At 58.9% G+C, this 18,107-nt stretch carries 19 protein-coding genes; 4 read left to right on the forward strand and 15 right to left on the reverse strand.

All coding sequences use genetic code 11. The features are described from left to right. Nucleotides 1–36: 36 nt before the first annotated feature. Entirely contained in the window at nt 37–915 is an 879-nt protein-coding gene (locus tag BM282_RS01935; protein ID WP_089876270.1) for an adaptin, read from the reverse strand. A gap of 163 nt (nt 916–1,078) precedes the next feature. On the opposite strand from BM282_RS01935, the gene fer reads away from it, so the two are divergent. Both fer and BM282_RS01945 read left to right on the forward strand, forming a co-directional pair. Next, nucleotides 1,079–1,780, forward strand: coding sequence for a ferredoxin Fer (fer, locus tag BM282_RS18910; RefSeq protein WP_089876272.1), 702 nt, complete (start codon nt 1,079–1,081; stop codon nt 1,778–1,780). 110 nt (nt 1,781–1,890) lie between these two features. Continuing rightward, entirely contained in the window at nt 1,891–2,169 is a 279-nt protein-coding gene (locus BM282_RS01945; protein WP_089876274.1) for a HalOD1 output domain-containing protein, read from the forward strand. A 501-nt stretch (nt 2,170–2,670) separates the two neighbouring features. On the opposite strand, the gene BM282_RS01950 is transcribed toward BM282_RS01945, so the two are convergent. The 5 genes from BM282_RS01950 to BM282_RS01975 form a co-directional block, all read right to left on the reverse strand. Continuing rightward, nucleotides 2,671–3,699: a tyrosine-type recombinase/integrase gene (locus BM282_RS01950; protein WP_089876276.1), complete on the reverse strand. Its 1,029-nt coding sequence runs from the start codon at nt 3,697–3,699 to the stop codon at nt 2,671–2,673. Between the two features lie 48 nt (nt 3,700–3,747). Continuing rightward, complete coding sequence (locus tag BM282_RS01955; RefSeq protein WP_139229667.1) at nt 3,748–4,119, reverse strand: hypothetical protein; 372 nt, start codon at nt 4,117–4,119, stop codon at nt 3,748–3,750. After that, a complete protein-coding gene (locus tag BM282_RS18980; RefSeq protein ID WP_175501334.1) occupies nt 4,061–5,398 on the reverse strand; it encodes a helix-turn-helix transcriptional regulator in 1,338 nt (445 codons plus the stop codon). The genes BM282_RS01955 and BM282_RS18980 overlap by 59 nt, the downstream gene beginning before the upstream one ends. Beyond that, nucleotides 5,398–5,646: a hypothetical protein gene (locus tag BM282_RS01970; protein ID WP_089876282.1), complete on the reverse strand. Its 249-nt coding sequence runs from the start codon at nt 5,644–5,646 to the stop codon at nt 5,398–5,400. Before BM282_RS01970 ends, BM282_RS18980 begins: the two co-directional genes overlap by 1 nt. 152 nt (nt 5,647–5,798) lie before the next feature. After that, the gene (locus tag BM282_RS01975; RefSeq protein WP_089876284.1) at nt 5,799–6,572 is read right to left on the reverse strand and encodes a hypothetical protein; all 774 of its coding nucleotides are present in this window, start codon (nt 6,570–6,572) and stop codon (nt 5,799–5,801) included. A gap of 178 nt (nt 6,573–6,750) precedes the next feature. On the opposite strand from BM282_RS01975, the gene BM282_RS01980 reads away from it, so the two are divergent. Next, nucleotides 6,751–8,493 (forward strand): AAA family ATPase, encoded by a 1,743-nt coding sequence (locus BM282_RS01980; RefSeq protein WP_089876285.1) that lies wholly within the window; start codon nt 6,751–6,753, stop codon nt 8,491–8,493. Between the two features lie 680 nt (nt 8,494–9,173). Here BM282_RS01980 and BM282_RS01985 read toward each other — a convergent pair. Then, a complete protein-coding gene (locus tag BM282_RS01985) occupies nt 9,174–10,178 on the reverse strand; it encodes a Cdc6/Cdc18 family protein (protein WP_089876287.1) in 1,005 nt (334 codons plus the stop codon). A gap of 104 nt (nt 10,179–10,282) precedes the next feature. Here BM282_RS01985 and BM282_RS01990 point away from each other — a divergent pair, with 104 nt between their 5' ends. Continuing rightward, the gene (locus BM282_RS01990) at nt 10,283–10,681 is read left to right on the forward strand and encodes a hypothetical protein (RefSeq protein ID WP_089876289.1); all 399 of its coding nucleotides are present in this window, start codon (nt 10,283–10,285) and stop codon (nt 10,679–10,681) included. Here the strand turns inward: BM282_RS01990 and BM282_RS01995 are convergent. The 8 genes from BM282_RS01995 to BM282_RS02030 are packed head-to-tail and all read right to left on the reverse strand — an operon-like array spanning nt 10,641 to nt 18,031. Continuing rightward, a complete protein-coding gene (locus BM282_RS01995; RefSeq protein ID WP_089876291.1) occupies nt 10,641–10,991 on the reverse strand; it encodes a hypothetical protein in 351 nt (116 codons plus the stop codon). The genes BM282_RS01990 and BM282_RS01995 overlap by 41 nt on opposite strands. Further along, the gene (locus tag BM282_RS02000; RefSeq protein ID WP_089876293.1) at nt 10,988–11,242 is read right to left on the reverse strand and encodes a hypothetical protein; all 255 of its coding nucleotides are present in this window, start codon (nt 11,240–11,242) and stop codon (nt 10,988–10,990) included. Before BM282_RS02000 ends, BM282_RS01995 begins: the two co-directional genes overlap by 4 nt. After that, complete coding sequence (locus BM282_RS02005; RefSeq protein ID WP_089876295.1) at nt 11,239–11,532, reverse strand: hypothetical protein; 294 nt, start codon at nt 11,530–11,532, stop codon at nt 11,239–11,241. Before BM282_RS02005 ends, BM282_RS02000 begins: the two co-directional genes overlap by 4 nt. Continuing rightward, a complete protein-coding gene (locus BM282_RS02010; RefSeq protein WP_245758267.1) occupies nt 11,529–11,897 on the reverse strand; it encodes a hypothetical protein in 369 nt (122 codons plus the stop codon). Before BM282_RS02010 ends, BM282_RS02005 begins: the two co-directional genes overlap by 4 nt. After that, the gene (locus BM282_RS18815) at nt 11,894–14,605 is read right to left on the reverse strand and encodes an Ig-like domain repeat protein (protein ID WP_245758268.1); all 2,712 of its coding nucleotides are present in this window, start codon (nt 14,603–14,605) and stop codon (nt 11,894–11,896) included. Before BM282_RS18815 ends, BM282_RS02010 begins: the two co-directional genes overlap by 4 nt. After that, on the reverse strand, nt 14,602–14,883 hold the full coding sequence (locus BM282_RS02020; protein ID WP_089876300.1) for a hypothetical protein: 282 nt from the start codon (nt 14,881–14,883) through the stop codon (nt 14,602–14,604). The genes BM282_RS18815 and BM282_RS02020 overlap by 4 nt, the downstream gene beginning before the upstream one ends. Then, nucleotides 14,880–15,134: a hypothetical protein gene (locus BM282_RS02025; protein ID WP_089876302.1), complete on the reverse strand. Its 255-nt coding sequence runs from the start codon at nt 15,132–15,134 to the stop codon at nt 14,880–14,882. The genes BM282_RS02020 and BM282_RS02025 overlap by 4 nt, the downstream gene beginning before the upstream one ends. After that, nucleotides 15,134–18,031 carry a hypothetical protein gene (locus tag BM282_RS02030; RefSeq protein ID WP_139229669.1) on the reverse strand — a complete coding sequence of 966 codons (2,898 nt, stop codon included), beginning with the start codon at nt 18,029–18,031 and terminating at the stop codon, nt 15,134–15,136. Before BM282_RS02030 ends, BM282_RS02025 begins: the two co-directional genes overlap by 1 nt. Nucleotides 18,032–18,107 lie beyond the last annotated feature (76 nt).

Consider the following 18,107-nt stretch of genomic DNA (forward strand, 5'->3'; position numbering starts at 1 on the left):
GTACTTGAACGTTGGTCCGGTGGCCGCCTCGCCGACTCAGAGGTCGAAGCCGGGTTCGTAGGCCAAGAGCGTCGTCATCGCGTCCTTCGTCGACCCCTCGCGGACGTGCAGTTCCTCGTCGGAGACGTTCGCGAGTCGTTCGACGACGCGCCGCTTCTCGGGCACCTGCGAGGGATGCTCTCGGACGAAGTGCAGGAGGGCGGCGTGAGCGTACTCCCACACCACCTCGTCGTCGTCCTCGAACGTCTCCGGGAGCGCCGTCACCGTCCGGGGGAACCGCTGCGGTTCCGCGCCGAGCAGTTTCCCGGCGGTCATCACGCCGGCGAGTCTGACCGACGGGTCGTCCGCTCGAAGGGCGGCCATGACCTGTCTGTCGGTCCGCGCGACTCGCTCCGGAAACGCCTGTCCCACCTCGCCGACGACGGCGAGAGCGGCCTGTCGAGTCGGCGTGTGCGGCGTCTCCAGACGTCGAACGGCGGCTTCGAGTCCCTTCGCGGCCACCCGTGGGCGGACCGCGGACAACTGCGCGAGTGCGCGCAGGCCGACGAACGAGCGGTAGTCGTCGTCGTCGGACGCGAACGCGACGACGTCGTCCACCCACACCTCGAACTCGACGGGGCGAAGGAGTCCCAGCAAGTCGAGTGCTTCCTCGGCGGCCGTCTGCGCCTCGTCGTCGCCGTCGCGGACGATGCGTAACAGGTCGCCGACGGCGTCGCCCGCGGCGACGGGGTCCGTGAGCGCCGTCTCCACGACGCGTTTCACGAACGCGTCCGGTTCGAGGCGTTCTGCGGACTCGTCGACGACGACACCGGCCGGTCGCTCCTCGTCGGGAGTCTGGTCTGTGGACCGGTTCTGCTGCGGGTCGTCGACGGTTTCGAGTTCGCCCTCGTCTCCGTCTGGTGGCTCTCGTGACACAGTGTGGCCTCGGCTATGACTCAAAACTGCACGACGAGGATAGTTATAGGTATGCCAGTAATTCCCGATTTTGAGAATTTGTCCGCCGACTCGTTCCGTCCGTCGGCGGCCGACAGGTTACCGCGAGGGGAGAGGATTTACGTACTGATTCCTAAGCGTCGGCGTGGATTCTCCGTTCGAGATTCTCGGTGTCGACCCGGACGCAGACGACGCGGAGATAGACCGTGCGTACCGACGGCGCGTCATCGACGTCCACCCCGACCAGGGCGGGTCCGTCGAGGAATTTCACCGACTTCGAACCGCCTACGAGGCGGTCAAAGACGGGTACACGCCGGAGCAAGACGCACCCGTGGAGAACGGCAAACGGGAGGCCACCCGAGGGGAGGCCGCCCGGCGAGGCGATGCCGACTCCGCGTCCGCCGACGGCGAGGACGACCCGGATGCGGCCCGCGTGGAGTATCTGAACTACGAGGTCATCGACGACCACGGCTGGGACCTCGGCGACGACGACCTGTTCGAGAAGGCCTCCGCGGCGGGACTCGACCACGAGGACTACGGGCAGTTCTTAGTCCGTCCGAACGAGACGCTCCTCGAAGCCGCCGAGAACCGCGGGTACGCGTGGCCCTACGCCTGCCGCGGCGGGGCGTGCGCGAACTGCGCCGTCGCCGTCTTCGAAGGCGAGATGGACACCCCCGGCGACCACATCCTCCCGTCGACGATGCTCGACAGCGACATCCGCCTCTCCTGTATGGGTCGCCCCCTCTCCGACGAGATGCAGGTCGTGTTCAACGTCAAACACCTCCCCGGACTCGACGAACTCCGCCTGCCGCCGTACCCGTTCGAGCAGGCGCACATGAACGACTGACGCTCCCCGGCCGCCCCCCACTATTTTCACGTCCGCAGATGTATCGGTGCCGTACAAGGTTCTCGAACGCGTCCTCGACGTGAGGCGCCCGAGAACCGGGAGCAACGCTGATGTTCGAGGAACGCCCGCCCACCGACGCTAGCGCAGAGTTCGACGACGACCCGTCGCAAGAGCACGTGATACACGAAATCGTCTCGGTCGTCGCAGACGTGAACGACTGTGACGTGATGGACCTGCCGCCCGTCTCGGAGGTCATAGACCCCGACGCCGTCGAGACGGTCGTGCAGAACCCGGGGGCGAACGTCGTCCTCGGCTTCGAGTACGCCGGCGGGTTCGTGCGGGTGACGTCGGAGGGCGTGGTGTACGAACGGGCCGGTCTCTCGGAGTAGTCTTCGGTCACACCTGTCCCGAGAGCGGTGGCGACTGGAACGCGTCGCTCGGGTCTCCGGCTTCGGACGAGTGTCTCCGCTGGGTCTCGGAGAATTATGGGACTGCCCGGACTTGAACCGCCGTCTGGGCTGTCGAGAGCATTGTACCGAGACGAGCGTAGCGAGTCTCGGCTTCTTTTTGGTCCAGATTTTTACGAGGAGGGTGTGCGAAGCGCACCCGACGAAGTAAAAAGGTGGAATGGGACCGCCCGGATTGTGAACCTCACTCGCTCTCTCCGGTCGCTCGCTGGTTCAAATCCGGTCGCTCGTGACGATTTCGTCCTCACTTCGTTCGGACAGAAATAGTGGGACCGCCCGGGCCGCAACCACCCGATAATTTTTCACCGTACAGTACCTCTATCCGCTGAGTCAGCAAATCTGACGTGTTATGGTTCATGGTCTGAAATGACCGCGTGGTAGGATGTCTGGCTCATTCCGTTCGGCGAGCCTGCTGGAACAGGCTCAGTCGATCTTGAGCTTCCCCAAGTGAGGGCGACGACGCAATTCCATCCGCTCTCGCTGGGAAGCCTTGTCGTAGTGCTTCTCGATGACCTCCTGAGAGGCGTTGACGCGCTCTGCCGTCACCTCTGGAGGAAAGCCTCGGTCCCTGTGCCACGTAATCGAACCCGTGCGGACGTGGTGCGGTGCCCTCGAGGACGGACACTTGCTCGCCTCTGAGTGACTCCTGAAGTCGCACGTCGTTCGGTCGTAGTTGTGAGGACACGTGCCCGCGACGCACGGCTGCGTCGCTCGGTACATCCACGACCGAAACGCGTTCTCCGACACACGGTTCTTGTGATTGGTGACCAGCAGCGGAGAACGACCGAAATCGTCGTGGGCCGACGGTCGGTGATGAGCGACGTAGGCATCGACCGCGTCGCAGACCTCCGGAAGTAGCGACACAGAGCGCTCACCACTCCGCTGGTTCTTCAGCGGCGTCTCGGTCTCTGGACGATGAACGAACTCGATAAACTGCTCGTCGGAGTGGTAGTCGCGTAGATCGAGGCCGCGAAGCGCACCGAGCCGCGCACCCGTATGAAACGCGAGTTCGAGGATGACGTGGAAACGCGAACCGTAGACGTGGTCGTTCGTCCGGTAGAACCGAATCAGATCTTCGGCGTCCTCCGGTCGAAGCATCGTATCGCGAGACATCTCCGACTCCGGGACATCCGGGACGTGGACCTTCTTCGCGAGTCCGTCGTCGACGGCCTCGATACGCTCAAGGTACTCGACGTGCCCCTTCAGCGTCTCCATCTCTCCGTGGAGCGTCGGCGACGCAATCCCCTGCCCCGCGCGGAACGCCTCGAACCGCTCGAAGGTCCAGCCGTTCATCTCCTCAACGCGCTCGATGTTCTCGTCCTCACACCACTCGACCCAGAGCTTCAGTCGGTACCGGTATGTTCGGACCGATGACTCCGAGAGTTCGGTACTCCGACGGTCGAGGTAGCGGCGGACAGCGTCGCGTGGAGTGAGGTCTGTCGGTGCGTTCACTCACCCGCCTCCTCTGATACGTCGGTGCTATCGCGAGTATTGTTCATCTCAGAGAATCCCCCGAGTTACACCAACAGAACGAAGCTCGGTGTCGGTTTCCTCGTCAAGTCGGTCAGCGACGATACGACCGTCGCGAACGACGAGGATGATGAGGTCACCGATACGGAACTCCGCCGCGCCCTCGCCGTCGACCGCGTCGAACTGGTCGTCGGACAGCGAGAGAATCGTCATCTCCTTTCCGTCCTCGACGCCAGCAAAGTCGTCAGCCGTCGCAGTCTCGAGTTGAAGCGCCTCACGGATGAGTTCACGCGAGCGCGTGTGACGAACCTCCTCCTCAGCGCGTTCGAGGAGTTCGACGGCATCACTCATCTCGGCCACCATCCGTGGCAGCCAGTCCAGAGACCTCGCCACCGAGAACACGCGAGACAGCATCCTTCATCGTCCGCCGGACGAGATCTCGTCCCGACGAAGTGGGAACGTAGTGGTTCGACCGCCGGTCGACCTGACGCTTCTCCATCAGCCCCTTCTCGACGAGCGTATCGAGGTTCGGATACAGTCGACCGTGGTTCACCTCCTGCTCGTAGAACGCCGAGAGAATCTCCTTCAGTTCGAGTCCGATCGGCGGCTCGTCCTCGACGCGCTCGAACGCGATGGTCTCCAGGAGGAGACGCTGCTGGAACTCGGTGAGGTCACCCCAGCGGACACCGCCGTCCGCGACCAGTCGGGCCGTGCGAAGGTGACGAACGCGCCAGCGGACAGTGCAACTGTTGTTCGTGTATCGCTCCAGAACGAGGTCGGGGTCGAGGTCGATCGGGTCGAAGCGCGGGTCCGAACCAACGATGCGAGAGCACCAGTAGCCCGCCTCCGCGCCGGACAGTTCGGTGCCCTTCGCGATGCGTTTCGCCGTGTAGATGCACCAGTCGCCGGGGTCGACGTTCTCGCGGATGAAGCCCGCGATGGCGTCGACGGGGTCGTGGCCGCCGTCGGTGATGAGTCGTTTCCCCGCGTTCGGATCGGTGTTGTCGTTACTCATGAGTTCGGAAGCAGGTCTAAAGCCGAGTTCGTGACCGCACGGTTCGGCAGTCCGTCGACCCGGAGCGCGAGCGCTGAAACCGTCGACAGCCGCGTCGCACACCGGGCAGTTGGTCGTCAATTCGTCGGTCGTTTCGGGGGCTTTTTCATCGCCCTCGGCGAGTTTCGGTTGGGTCGTCATCGTAGGTGACGGCCCTCTTTCGGGTCTCTGCCTCCAGCAGGGGCCCGAGTTTTCGGACCTGTTAGACCCGGCGAGAGTCGTCTGTATCCCCAATATGACCGATGATATATAATTCTTAACAGCTATAGCTGTAATTGATTGATACCTATGAGTATCGAACCTGACGACGATAGGTGTGATTTTTCCATCACGCTGAATAGCCGTCTCCGAAGAATGGTCCAACACATCTCGTGGTTCTCGAACGTAGACTACGAGATATTCCTCTTTTTCGAGGAACACGATATTGGGGCTACTGCGAAAGTTGTCGCGTATAATATCGGATACGACAGCAACTACGTCAACCGTAGACTCCGCGCGCTTGAGTCGGCAGGTCTCTTCTCGAACGATGGTGGAATCTACGAATTGACTGACTTTGGGCGCGAGTTTATCGAGGGTGAAGTCGATGAAGATGAACTCACAGACCCGGATTCGTAGTCTCTCATCCATCAGAGGCCAATCTCCAGAAGCACGTCCTGCAGAAAATCCGGGTCGTCGGGTTCCTCGACGCACTCGTCATCGTCGAATGCCGTAATCAACCGTACGTCGTCGCCTACGACGCCGTAGGACCAGCGTGTCCCATCGTGCGTGATGTCGATTCGCGCCGAGAAATTTCGGTCGCTACTGATTTCGACGCCGACTCGCTCTCCGTTGTAGAGTCGGATTGTTCGCTTCGTTCCTTGATGGCCGACTGGCATGTTCGGCAGTAGACTTTCTGTTTATATGCCTGAAGTGGGCGTACAAGCGAATCGGCTAGCAATAGTACGCTTACCTATCCATGGCCTGCCAGAGACGCGATTACTCACTGATGAGTGGAATTGAACGAATAATCGAATAGTGTGAGAAACGTCTATGAATCAATAATCTTTGCGTCCACTCCAAGTCTCTGAAGATTTTCTTCCATATCCTCTATCGAAGTATCTTTGTTCTGCAAGGCATTCGAGATTTTTTCTATATTATCTTCTGTTTCTACGATTTCTATTTTGTCACCATTTTTATTTCGTATTATCTCTTTTTTCAGTCCTCCTCCCTGAGTGTGAATCGGTCGATTATCTCCGAGGTCTCTTTCTAGACGGTCCATCTTGCGTTCTAAACTCGAAACAACCTGTAGTATATCTGCAAGATTGTGGTCTTCTGGGTCTGAACTTTCTCGGAGTGAACGCATCTCGGCCGACCGGGATATCGGGTTATCGAAGGTTGTATCTCCGTTATCTATCAGTTTCAGTACTCCACGGATAGCGTCCGCTGCGTCGTTTGCCTCTTTAACCCCCAACTCGTATTTGATAGTTCTCAAGTCAGCAATGTCGAATGGAATTGACTCATTCTTGTGAATGAGTTGAATGTACGGCTTGCCCGTCGCATGTCTCACCGCCAGTTCATAGAAGACGTTTGGATTGTGGCCGGTGAGGTCTGCGACGACCAAGTCACTCTCGACCGTCTTCTCGATTATTTGGCTCGTGATGCTCCCCGGTTCGTCTAACTGGTCCGCTCGTTTCACCGAGTATCCGTAGTCAGTAACGGCTTCCTCAACAACGTACTCCAAGAGCGTGTCAGACCGTTCACGTATGTCGCTTCCCTCCTCGCCAATAGGTGCGATAAAGAAACATTCCTTCTCGTCGCTCATGTTAGAGGATAATTGATATTTTTCTGCTTAACTCTATCCCTCTCTGAGGATCTATTGACGACAGACTGTTCTCGTACTGTCGTAGAGATTTCTCGGGCATTCAATAAGATCCAAATAAGGAGGTATCGTACTCACGGATAGTGAATCTCTCCGCATACGAAATCCGGACTTGATTAGCATGAGACTGGAACAGATACATCTCGAAAATTACCGTAGCTTCAAAGAAGTAACATTCGACGTTGACGACCTGCAGATTCTGTTTGGTCGGAACAACGTTGGAAAGTCGAATATTCTCCATGCACTCAAGGATTACCGAGAATTTGGTGTGGGGACCGCTAGCTTTGAGGACCGCTATTCACAGATTGCACGGAATTGGCACTCCGACCCGCTTACAGTAAGAGTAGAGTTTTCACTAGAACAGGACGAGATAGCGGAGTTCACTGAGGAAATCGATAGAAGTACCTATGAACTAGGAGAACAGCCGAAGAAGAATTTTGCGTCTAAAATTGCTCATGAGTTCACAGTAAATAGCAACGGAGTTGGTTCTGCAAAGGTCGAAGCCAACTACGATGGAGAGATGCACGTTGTCTCTCTTTTAAATTTTCGAGATGACAATACAATTTCCTTAGAAACAGCAAATCTATCTAAGTTTCCTGAGATCAGCTGGTCCTCTAGTAGGACTGGTGATGTCCAGAATACACACAGTGTACTAGGGATCTCATTTCGGAGATTCTTAGCGGATTGTCTAGAGTCTTGGAAGTGGACGAGCCCTTTCCGCCATCCAGACCCACGTGGTCCAGTCGAAGAAGCCTATTCACTTGATAGCGAATCGAATAATCTTGCGGTAGTTCTTCACACACTCTCGAACAACGACAGAGACACGTTCAGAGCAATAGAGAACTCGTTTGTCGAGATTATGGAAGGCGTCACGGGCCTCAGCACGCCAATAGAAACAGACCACAATACTAAGACGACTGTAGTGGTTCACGAAGAAAAAGCTGAATTCGACTTGAGAGATATTTCAGCGGGGTCTCAGCAGATTCTCGCTCTTCTTACGGAACTCGAAACTGCAGGTACTCAAACAGACTTGCTCCTACTCGAGGAGCCAGAAACGCACCTGCACCCCGGTGCTCAGCGAACTATCTATAACACCATCAAACAGGTGGCCGAAGAAACAGACACGCAGATTATCTTGACAACACATTCTGAGGTATTCATAGACTCTGGAGACTCTTCTCGGCTGATCAAGGCTACCAGAGAAGACGGAGATACCGTTTTCAGCAAGGTCGATGAAGACGTTGAGAACGAAGCGATGTCGGTGCTGGGTTACGAGAAGAGTCGTCTACTGCAGTCCCGAGCAGTCGTGTTCGTGGAAGGACTCTCAGACAAACGGGTAATCTCGAACTTCGCTAAGGGGTGTGGTTTCTCACTCGAGGATAACGGTATCAGAATCATCGACTTAGAGGGCGAGGGGAACATCAAATCGGATGGTCAGTCCCTCGTCAAACTGGTTTCAGAATTCGATATTCCCTTCCTGTTCATTGTGGACTCTCACGACAACGAGCCTCGGATCGAACAGAACGAACTGCTCCAAGCCATAAACGCTCCGGGCGGTGACTGGCAAGTAACAAAGGAGGACGTTTTCGTCTGGGAGGGTTACGGAATCGAGTCGTACCTACTCAGTCCCGATGCAATAGCGAGCCATCTCGGAGCGGATGTGGATGCCATTGAAGAACTCCTGGAAAAATACGGAGACAGAGAAAAGCCAGCAGAGATTCTTGAGGAAGTGTTCCAAGAGATCCTCAGCCAAGAATTCATCAAAGAAAATGATGGCCCTCTGATCGCGGCGAAGATGGATCACGACGATGTGGACCCCGAAGTGGGCGATGCAATCGACCGAATTCAGTCTTTGCTAGACTGATTACAAACGTCTACGACCTCTTTGATTTGGTCACTCCGATTCTATACATCCATAAACGCTGTACTACTCAATATCGATAGATGAACGAAGCTGAACAGTTGGTCGAACAGTGTTGCTATCGGTAGATTGTCGGAGAGAGACACTAGCGATTCTAATTGTAGAAGAATCAGAATATTCATTCTACAGTTAGATAATATCCATCCATGGACCGCTTGGATGCGCTTCGAGCTGAATTGTTTGACTCAGAAGTACAGTTCAAATATAAACAGACGAAATTGTACGAGCAAATTGTCACAGAAGCACCGTACGTGTTCACTCTAGCAATTGCTGTCCTATTCGTATATGAATTCCAACAAGGAGTATTGTTGTACGCAATTGATTCTAGTACGGTATCAGCTATCTATTCGACTCTCGTTCTGGGCTACTTAGCGAAACTTGTGCTAACTGGGTTCAATGACCTTGAGTCGATTTTGAAGCAACATTCGCACCGCACGTACATCTATATCCGTGCGATATTCGCAGTTGCTCTAATAGTATCTGGGCCGTTTCTAATTTGTGTCACATATCAATACAAACCAATAGGACAACCGACTATCGAGGGGATTTTTGGAGGAATCCTTCTTACTGTCTCCGGGATTCTCACACTGTATGGTCTACTTGACTAGCATCTGTAGATGATCTCAGGGCTCTGTCACCCGATACCGACTCCCTCGAGTCGCCCCGAGTTGTTCGATGAGGTCGTACTGTTCGAGGGACGCGAGATACCGGCGTCGTGTCGGGCGTGACTTTGGCGACTGCGCTTTGTGCTCGTACTCGTCGTGCAGGTCACTCGCAGCTATCTCTCCGGACTCGGAAATTATCGAATACAGGAGACGCTGATGTGTCGAAAGTCGTTCCTTGTTTCGCTCGTGGACTTCGATGCTGGCGGAGTCAGCGACGTCTTCGACCAGATCGGGATTTAGTGTGTCGAGGGACCGAATCTCCGCTCGCTCGGCGGCACGACGGAGAAGTGTGATGGCGAGTCTCGCATCACCCGCTGCAAGGTCCGCGATGCGTTCGAGCGTCTCTCGGTCGGCTGCACCAGGATGTAGACCCGCCTCAACCCGACCCGCGACGATATCCGCGAGTTCGTCTGTTCGGTACTTCTCTAGTTCGATACTGACAGCGCTCCGGATTCGTGACTCGATTCGAACGTCCAGTTCGGAGAGCAGTTTGTCCTCGTCGACGCAGACCATCAGGAGCGTGACGTTGGGTCGTTCATACAGTCCGGCAAGTAGCGAAGGGTCATCTAGAACGTCCACCTCATCGATAATGAAGACGAATTGGTCGTCGACGGACTCAACGCGGCCGTGATACTGATCGAGCGCCGTTGTATCTCGGTTGAGGTCGAGACCGATTCCGGCGTCTCGGAGGAGTGCGTGCAGTACACCGGCAGTTGTCGAGTTCGAGATGCAGTTTACGCACCCTGTTCGGACGCCGAGCGTTTCACGTTCGAGTTCACTGGCGACGAATTTAGAAGTCGTCGTCTTTCCGGCCCCTGATGCACCCGTGATGAGAACGTTCTCTCCCGGTCGTCCCTCAGTTATCGGACGCAGACAGGTGGTCATGTGATTGATCGGTCCCTCTCGATGCTGTAACTCCGCCGGAACGAACTCGTCGCGAAGAGCCCGAGCATCACGTATCATATCTACCGACAATCTGTGGCGAACGGAGGAGTGGTATATGTTCGCCGCAGAGCGGAAGTAGAGCCGCAGGAAGGATTATTAGTAAGTTGGTGTGACTGTTTGGTATGGTTCGAGGACCAGTAACGAGACTCGTCGCGGACAACAGAGTCATCGGCGGCCTATTCAGCTACTCAGTACTGTTCCTCGTCGGACTGTGGATTCTTGCGACGGTCGCGTTCGCTCTGTTCTTCATCATCGGTGTCTCGATAGGGTTCCTGCTCGATATCGATTCAGCGCTCGGACTTCAGGCGAGCGCACTATTCGACCTTCTGTGGAAAGACGTCTTCCGTGCAACCCTCCCGTTTGCGATGTACTCGGCCGGAATCGCTGGAGCCATCGCGGTAGTGACTGGCGGGATGATCTACGCAGCGGGCTTCGTCGATTGGGTGCTGAGAAAGAGTCCGCGGTCGGTGCGACGAGTGATTATCGGAAGGGCCGGCGGTCTGCTTCGCTCGGATAGGTGAATACGGCCCAGTTCGCCGCGAGAATCACGAGAAGGCCGAGTTCGTGAATGGCTAACTGCTCGAGCGTCGACGCCGTCGGGATACCGAAGAGAGCGACGAGCACCAGGAGGATGCCGAGACCGACGAGCGTCGGCGCGAGGTGGGCGAGTCGCACGGCCCAGGTGGGCGTCGAGGCGGACCAGTCGAACTTGACGCGGGGGTCGGCCCCGGCGAGTTCGATGTCGACGTCGGCCCAGGGGAGTGCGAAGGCGGCGTGGGTCAACTCGTGGAGTGGCACGGAGGGCGTGGTGAGCCACGTTCGGAGCGTCACGACATCTCACCCATGGCGAGAACGCAGAGTATCAGCGTGCAGTTCAGCGCCGCGTAGGCGATGATGGCGCTCTGCGAGATGGAGAAGGCGATGTCCGGCGGGAGCAGTCCCGCCGTCGCCTTCGAGCGACCGAACACCATCGCGGCGAACAGGAAAAGTTCGATGGTGAGGAGGACGTGACCAGCGACCTCCTGAGAAGAGAGGTCGTCCTTCGAGACGTGCGCGCGAAGGTCCTCGACGAGAGCCATCATGCAATCACCATCCGGTAGAGAGTGGTGAAGACGGCGATGGCGATGGTCATGAAGATGACCGTCCAGGCGACGCCGAGAAGGACTCCGGGGAGGATGGGGATGGCGAGCGCGGAGAGAAGGATGAGCAGGACGCTCGGCATGATGTAGTCGCCGGTCTTCATGTACATCGGGATGATGACGATGCCGACGACGAACATCGCGAGGACGGGTTCAGAGCCTCCGAAGGCACTCGCGAGACCGTCGGTGAAGCAAGTGTGGGCGTCTTCGGTGAGCCAACAGTCGACGCTCATCGGATGTTGAACCCCCTGATGATCTGGTACGCGCCGAGGTAGTTCACGAGTTGGATCGGGATGGCGATCGGGTAGGCGAACCAGTCGGGGAATCCGACGTTGGTGAGGACGACGGGGAGCATAAGGCTCCACTTGAACATCCCGATGACGGCTCCGACGGCGGTGGTTGTGAATCCGAGGTAGCTGGACGACCCGCCGCCTCGATCAGCGCGATAGTCTGACGTTTCGCTTTCGAGTTGGTCCACGTCGTCCTGGAGGCCGGTGGCGCGCTGGACGCCAATTTTTTCGGAGAAACCGGAGCCGCCCATAATCGCGCCGGAGACGGCGAAGGACAAGACGAGGAGCATGGGAACTGTGACTTTCATACTTGGTCTCCGAAGTCTGCGGCGAGCCCGAGGAGTGCGACAGCACCGGCGAGACCGACGTAGGTCATCGGCAGGTCGATCCAGCCGAGCCACGAGAGGCCGGTGGCGATAACGACGACACCGACAGCGCCGACGCGGGAGAGCGTCGAGGGGAAGAGCGCGGCGATGCAGACGAGCAGGAGGAATCCCGCGAGCGTCGACCACCGCGAGTCGATGGGGATCGTGGTCTCGATGGCGGCCGTCGAAGAGACGGGCTCGGTGATGCTGATCGTGCTGTTCCGTTGGATGGTCATCTCGACGACCCAGTCGGTCTCGTTCTGGGAGCCGGTGAGTGGGTAGGTGTACTGGTAGGTGTTGACCGCACCGAGCGAGTCGTTCAGCAGGACGTTCGACTCGTTCCCTCGTTCGTGGATGAGGATGTCGAAGGATGTCGTGTTGTCTTCGGGGTCCTCGTAGGCCACGACGAGGTTGTCCGACGACTCGTTGACGAACGCGTCGTACTGGAAGGTGTCTCCCTTGGGCGACGCCCAGCGAATCTGTCCGACTTCGAGCGTCGCCGTCCCGTTCACCGTCGGAACGTAACTCCCGAGATCGCGCCGGTCACCGTCGGTGTTCTCGATGATGAGCCGATAGCGAACGCCTTCCTCGAGGTAGGTTTTGAAAACGGCGTCGGAACCGAGGGTGTCACCAGCAACAGCCTGCCACTCGTACGTGCCGTTCTTCTCGATCGGGCGCTCGACGTAGAGTGTCGTCTCGGATGGCTCGAACTCGCCGGTGAGGTCGTTCAGGGTGAGTTCTTGATAGACCGCGTCGGCGGAGTCCGGAAGCAGGTAGACCGTTCCCTGGTCGAAGACTGAACGAATGGCGACAGTTCGACTCCGGTAGCCGTCGACAGAGATGGTGACGATGTAGCCGCGGTCGACAGGGACGCCAGTCAGGTTGATCGTGCCGTCGGATGTCTGCTTCTCGAAGATGAGGTCGCCAGAGTAGAGCTTCGCAGAGACGGTCGCGTTGCCGTCGATGAGCTCTCCCGATGAGACGTTCTCGATTCGGAGGGTCGACGGGGATCGAATCGTCCGAGAGTTGGATTCGACGGTGTTTCCGTAGTCGTCGGAGACGTTGACGAACCAGTCGACTTCGCCGCCGTCCATCTGGTATTCGACGCTGGCGGTGCCGTTGGCGTTCAGCGTATCCGTCCCAACGACATCACCATCGACGACGAAGTCGGCTGTGAGGGTATCGCCGTCGAAAGCGAAGTCGGAGTCGGTGAGGTCGGCGGAGAGCGTGACGTTGCGAGTCGTGAGGGATGTGTTATCTGCTGGGCTGAGGCTGTCGATAGCGGGCGAGAAGTGCTGGACCTCGAACGACCACGTGGAAGACGTGTTCGTCCCTCCATGGTCGTCAGTTAGCACGACGTGCCAAGTGTGACTCCCGTCGGATAACCCGCTGGCTGTTGTCGAGACGGTACCTGCGTTGGAAACTGTCGTCTCGTCGATTTTCGATCCGTCGACGAACCATTCGACAGTGACGTTCTCTCCCTGTGCAGATCCAAACTGATCGTCAGTAACGTCGACTGAGAGATTGGTTCCTGAGTAACGAGAGACCTCTCCTCCCGAGGGCGATGCGGATCCATTGGTGACTTTCGGTGCGTCGTTGGTGAAGTAGACCGAGTCGCTATCGAGTTCGGCCATTGGATCGGGGCCTGTCTTCGCAAACTCGACCTTCACACGCCACTTATCAGAGGTTACAGAGGTCAGATCGGATGATTTCATACCTCCAGTGGTGTAGACCGACGAGTCAACTGTCGTCCACGACCCGTCGTCGTTGGCGTCGTGCTGCCAGGTGACGGTTGCGTTCGCGTTCGAGAGGCTGAGGTCGACACGACCCTCAGACGGGTCTGTGACGTCGTGGGTCGAAGAGGTGTAAGTTCCTGAGTCAGTCGTGTTCTGAGTTTCGAGAGAGATGTCGTCAACCCAGAAATTTGCCGTCCTTCGGCTCTTGAAACCGACCCCTTCGGGCGACCCCGTAGTTGTGTCAGAGACCTCGTTGTCGTTGTCGGTACCGAGCGAGGTGCTGGACGAGTCCAATATCTCCAGATCGTAGGTGTCGTCCCTGATGTTGTATATTCTCACACCGATCCACTGATCCTCTTGAACAGTTATCCCAGTCGGCTGATACTGGCTATTCGAGTCGATGGTCTGGACCTCGGCAGAACCTCCAGATGAGTGGACAAAAGAGACCATCTCGCGCGTGGATCCAGTTCCGTCATGCAACGTAACCCGCGGGTCTTGATTAGAGCCAGCACTGAAGTCGTCGAACTGGACCCAAATCGTAGCCTCGCTGATTTCTGTTCCGAATACCTTTCGGGTGTTCCCGAAGTTGTAGTTCTGAGTCCCGAGGTACTCCATCGAGAACGTGCCTGAGCGGACTCGGGATGTGGAGGCCTCGTAATCGTCGGTGTTAGACCATCCGTCGATCGATCCATCCTCGAAGTTTTCGTTCACCGAGGTTGGCGGCAGTTCGACGACTGCTGATGGCCCGGATCCGCTGACGGAGACGTTATCGAGGGTCCCATTCGAGAGTTCGGTTGCTGTGTCGTGTTCGGATCCGAGTGCTGTATTGGTGCCCGCTGCTGCGACGGGCGCGACGCTGACGACGAGATAGACCATCGCTACCGCAAGAACAGTAGTTTTCGAGGGCCACCTCATCGCTGCCTCCGGGCGGCCATCTGGGCCACTTGCTGTTTCTCGCGCGTCACCGAGGAGACGACCAGATAGACGAGCAGGTCGATGAAGAAGATCGGAACGAGCAGCGTGTAGGAGACGAACTGAATCTGTTCGAGCGGTTCGGAGACCCACGTGTTCTGGACGTAGGGAAGCGACTCTGCAACCGCGAACGCTTCGGCACCGGCCGTGTTCAGAAAGACAACCAAGCCGACGACCTGGGCGACGCCGATGGCGACGAAGATGACGGTGCGAAGGTTCACGACGGCGACCCTCCGAGCAGGACTCCACGAGAGAGCGCCGTCACGAAGACGCCGACGATGACGATCGAGAGGAACCACGTCACGACTTGCTGAGCGTAGAGGCAGTTCTGTGCGCCCTCGACGACGGTCGGCCACTTCGGGTCACAGGCGACGTCGAGCATGGGATCGGTGAAGGTCTCCAGGACGTCCTGGAGGAGCACCGAGACGAAGGCGACCAGACCGATCTGGAGGTAGGTGAAGAACGTCGCCATCAGCGACCACCGAACTCCTGAGACCAGAGGTCCTCGACGTCGGCGATGCCGGTGCGCCAGGTATTCTGCCAGATGTCGGTGTCCCAGAACTGGTTACGTCGCGTCTGGTCGGACGCGGCTTCGTCGAACCGTTCGCGCTCTCGCTCCTGTTCGCGTTCCCACATCCGCTCGAGTTCGGACTCTCGTTCCTGTTCGACGCGCGCGGCCTCGAAGGTCGGGTCGACTCGCGTCTCGGTCGTGAGTTCGGTGAGTCGCTCCTGCTCCATCTCTTGGAGGCGCTCGAACTCGGCGACCATCTCGACTTCGGGCTGACCGACGCGTTCGAGTTCGGTCGGTCGTCCTCGGGTGCCGACGCGGGTGTCGGTTCGTCCGCGTTCACCGACACGAGTCTCGGCTCTGGCTGTGAGGTCCGTGACCTGGTCGAGTTCGCGCTGGGACTGTTCGAGGAGACTCTCGCGCTGTCGGTCGTCGACAGTGACCTCCGCGCCGGTGGGTTCGCGCTGGTTTCTGAGCGCGCGCATATTCTCCTCGAGGCGCACGCGTTCGGCACGCCGTCGGAGTTCGGCGGCCTCGGCGGCGGGGTCGGTTCGCTCCTGCTTAGCGAGCATCTGCCGGAGGTCGTCTTCGGGGACGCGCTTGAGCGCCTGCGACTGTCGGAAGTTCTCTTCGACAGTCCGACCGAGCGGGTAGTCCCACTCGTTGAGTTCGGGTTCGGTCGCAGGGCGTTCGACACCGCGTCCGATGTCCTGCGTGCTGTCGGCACCGGGTCCAGGCTCGAACGTCCGGCGCTGCTGGAACTCGGGGACGCTGTCGCGAACCTCAGGGCCGTACCGCTCGGCGGTCTCGTACTCGACTTGCTCCTGTGCCTGTCGGGCGAGTTCGGAGCGGTCGTCGCGAGGCGCGTCGATGTCCTCACCACTGACGACGTCGGGTTCGTCGCGAGTCTCGGCTCGTCGAGGACCGCCGAGTTGGAGTTGCGCGCGGTCGTTGTCCGAGCGGACGAACTGTTGGAGTTTCTCGGCCTCGGACTCGGCGAACTTGTTGACGAAGTCGCGTTTGGTGCGGCCGATGGTACGGGAGAGCTTCGAGGTGGCGGCCATCGCGATCTCCTCGTTGTCGATGCGACCACCGGGGACCGCGTCGAGGAACCGCTGCCCGGTCGCGGACCTGGAGGCGACACGAGTGGCGACGGACGAGGCGAGTTCTTCGCCGGGCTGGACGGCGTAGCGGGCCGCCGTTCCGGCCTTCCCGGCCTTAGATGCGGCACCGAGCGCACCGGCAGAGACGGCGAGAGAGCCGACGCCCTGTCCGATGGTGTTCGAGGGCTTCGCCTTGAACCGATCCACGAGCGATACTCCGGCTGCTTCTCCAGCGCCGAGAGTTTGTGTCACGAAATCGCCTCCACGCCCAGCGGCTGCTTCCTCGGCACCGTACTTGACGAACTCGCCGGCCTCGAGGACGCCACCGGCGACGCGGGGGACGTTCCCGAGTTGGACAGCACCAGCGACGATACCGCTCTGGAACTCTTCGGCCTTCGTCCGGCCGTCGGTGCTGGACTCGAGGCGGTTCTGTGCCCACTCGGGAAGGTAGTCGTCGACGGCGTCGTAGGACTCGCGAGTGATGACCTGAGTCGGGCCGTACTTCTCGTTGGCGTCGACGACGCCGTCAGCGAATCGGTCGTAGCCGTCGGCTTGTTCGCTGAGGAACTGTTCGACTTCGTCCTCGTCACCGCCGAGACCGAAGGACCAGTCGACGTCGCCGAAGCGCTCTCGTTCTCGCCGAGCCTCGTCCTCCGAGAGGACTTTCGCGCGGACCTTCCCGTTCTCGACGCCGGTGATCCGGACCATCGAGGGGTCGACGCCGACGTCGCGGGCTATCTTCTGACGCTTCTCCTCACGGATGTCGTCGGGGAGTTGAGAGTCGTTGTCGGTCGCGCCGACGCGTTCGAGAATCTCGTCCTGAGCCATCTGGCCTTCGCGGAGGTACTGCTCTTCTCGGGCGTCGCCGTTGGTGGCGATGCCGCCGCCGCTGACTCGCGGTTCTCGTCGAGAGGAGAGCGTGGTGTCGGCTTGTGACCCGGTGGTTGGTTCTCGACGCTCGTTCGCACGTCGCCGGAACTCTTGGGCAGCGTCCTCGTTGAAGACGAATCGTCGGGTGACGGTGCGGCCGTCGGCGGTCTTGACGGTGGCGACGTAGCCGCCTTCGGTGGCCTCGCGAACGTCGGTGGAGCGGACGTCGCCGTCGACCTCCTCGCGGACGCGCTCGTTGACGAGGTTCATCTCGGCCTGGTCCTGGAGCTTGTCGCGTCCGCTGTCGGTGAGTCGGACGTCGACGTTTCCGGAGTCCTTGATGACGAACTGGTAGTCGTCGCCGTCGAGTTGGTCTCCGTACTGCCGTTCGATGGCTCCGCGCTGCTGGTTGATCTGGTACTGGACGGCGGAGTTGTCGACGTCGAGGTCGCTCCGGTTGACGACTTGTGGGGTGTCTGGTTCGGGCGCGGAGCGACTGTCGGACTGAGTGCCGCTGGGCTGTTGGTTCCTCGAGGGACGACGCCGGGGCCGTCCGGGGTCGTCGGGACTCGATGGACCTCCTTCTGCGAAGGGGTCGTCGGTCTGACGTCCGGGTGGATCGGAGGACTTCGGCTGTGGGTCGGGGGACGGCGAGTTTCCGCCGTTCGAGGACCCGCCGCTGTTCCCGTTCGACGACGACCCTCCGCCGCCTCCACCTCCGGAGGGACGAATCGGGTCGTTGGTCTGCCGTCCGGGCGGGTCTGGCGATGGATCGGAGCCACCGGACGAGGGACTCGAGCCGCCGCCTCCACTGCCACCGGAGGAGCGGTTTCGACTCCCGGAGGACGAGCCACCGCTGCTACTGCTTCCGCCTCCGGAGGGACGCATGGGGTCGTCGGTCTGTCGTCCGGGTGGGTCGGGAGACGGTTCTGGTTCTGGTTCGGGGTCGGGTTGTGGCTTCGGG

Origin of the sequence: Halogeometricum limi, from assembly GCF_900115785.1 — an archaeon.
GTDB lineage: Archaea > Halobacteriota > Halobacteria > Halobacteriales > Haloferacaceae > Halogeometricum > Halogeometricum limi.

What these genes read in the sequence shown, in the direction of transcription:
- BM282_RS01945 (WP_089876274.1), top strand. Translation starts at nt 1,891, where the DNA reads ATGTTCGAGGAACGCCCGCCCACCGACGCTAGCGCAGAGTTCGACGAC.
- BM282_RS18980 (WP_175501334.1), bottom strand. Translation starts at nt 5,398, where the DNA reads ATGGATGAGAGACTACGAATCCGGGTCTGTGAGTTCATCTTCATCGAC.
- BM282_RS01970 (WP_089876282.1), bottom strand. Translation starts at nt 5,646, where the DNA reads ATGCCAGTCGGCCATCAAGGAACGAAGCGAACAATCCGACTCTACAAC.
- BM282_RS01975 (WP_089876284.1), bottom strand. Translation starts at nt 6,572, where the DNA reads ATGAGCGACGAGAAGGAATGTTTCTTTATCGCACCTATTGGCGAGGAG.
- BM282_RS01980 (WP_089876285.1), top strand. Translation starts at nt 6,751, where the DNA reads ATGAGACTGGAACAGATACATCTCGAAAATTACCGTAGCTTCAAAGAA.
- BM282_RS01985 (WP_089876287.1), bottom strand. Translation starts at nt 10,178, where the DNA reads ATGATACGTGATGCTCGGGCTCTTCGCGACGAGTTCGTTCCGGCGGAG.
- BM282_RS01990 (WP_089876289.1), top strand. Translation starts at nt 10,283, where the DNA reads ATGGTTCGAGGACCAGTAACGAGACTCGTCGCGGACAACAGAGTCATC.
- BM282_RS02000 (WP_089876293.1), bottom strand. Translation starts at nt 11,242, where the DNA reads ATGATGGCTCTCGTCGAGGACCTTCGCGCGCACGTCTCGAAGGACGAC.
- BM282_RS02005 (WP_089876295.1), bottom strand. Translation starts at nt 11,532, where the DNA reads ATGAGCGTCGACTGTTGGCTCACCGAAGACGCCCACACTTGCTTCACC.
- BM282_RS02010 (WP_245758267.1), bottom strand. Translation starts at nt 11,897, where the DNA reads ATGAAAGTCACAGTTCCCATGCTCCTCGTCTTGTCCTTCGCCGTCTCC.
- BM282_RS18815 (WP_245758268.1), bottom strand. Translation starts at nt 14,605, where the DNA reads ATGAGGTGGCCCTCGAAAACTACTGTTCTTGCGGTAGCGATGGTCTAT.
- BM282_RS02025 (WP_089876302.1), bottom strand. Translation starts at nt 15,134, where the DNA reads ATGGCGACGTTCTTCACCTACCTCCAGATCGGTCTGGTCGCCTTCGTC.
- BM282_RS02030 (WP_139229669.1), bottom strand. Translation starts at nt 18,031, where the DNA reads ATGCGTCCCTCCGGAGGCGGAAGCAGTAGCAGCGGTGGCTCGTCCTCC.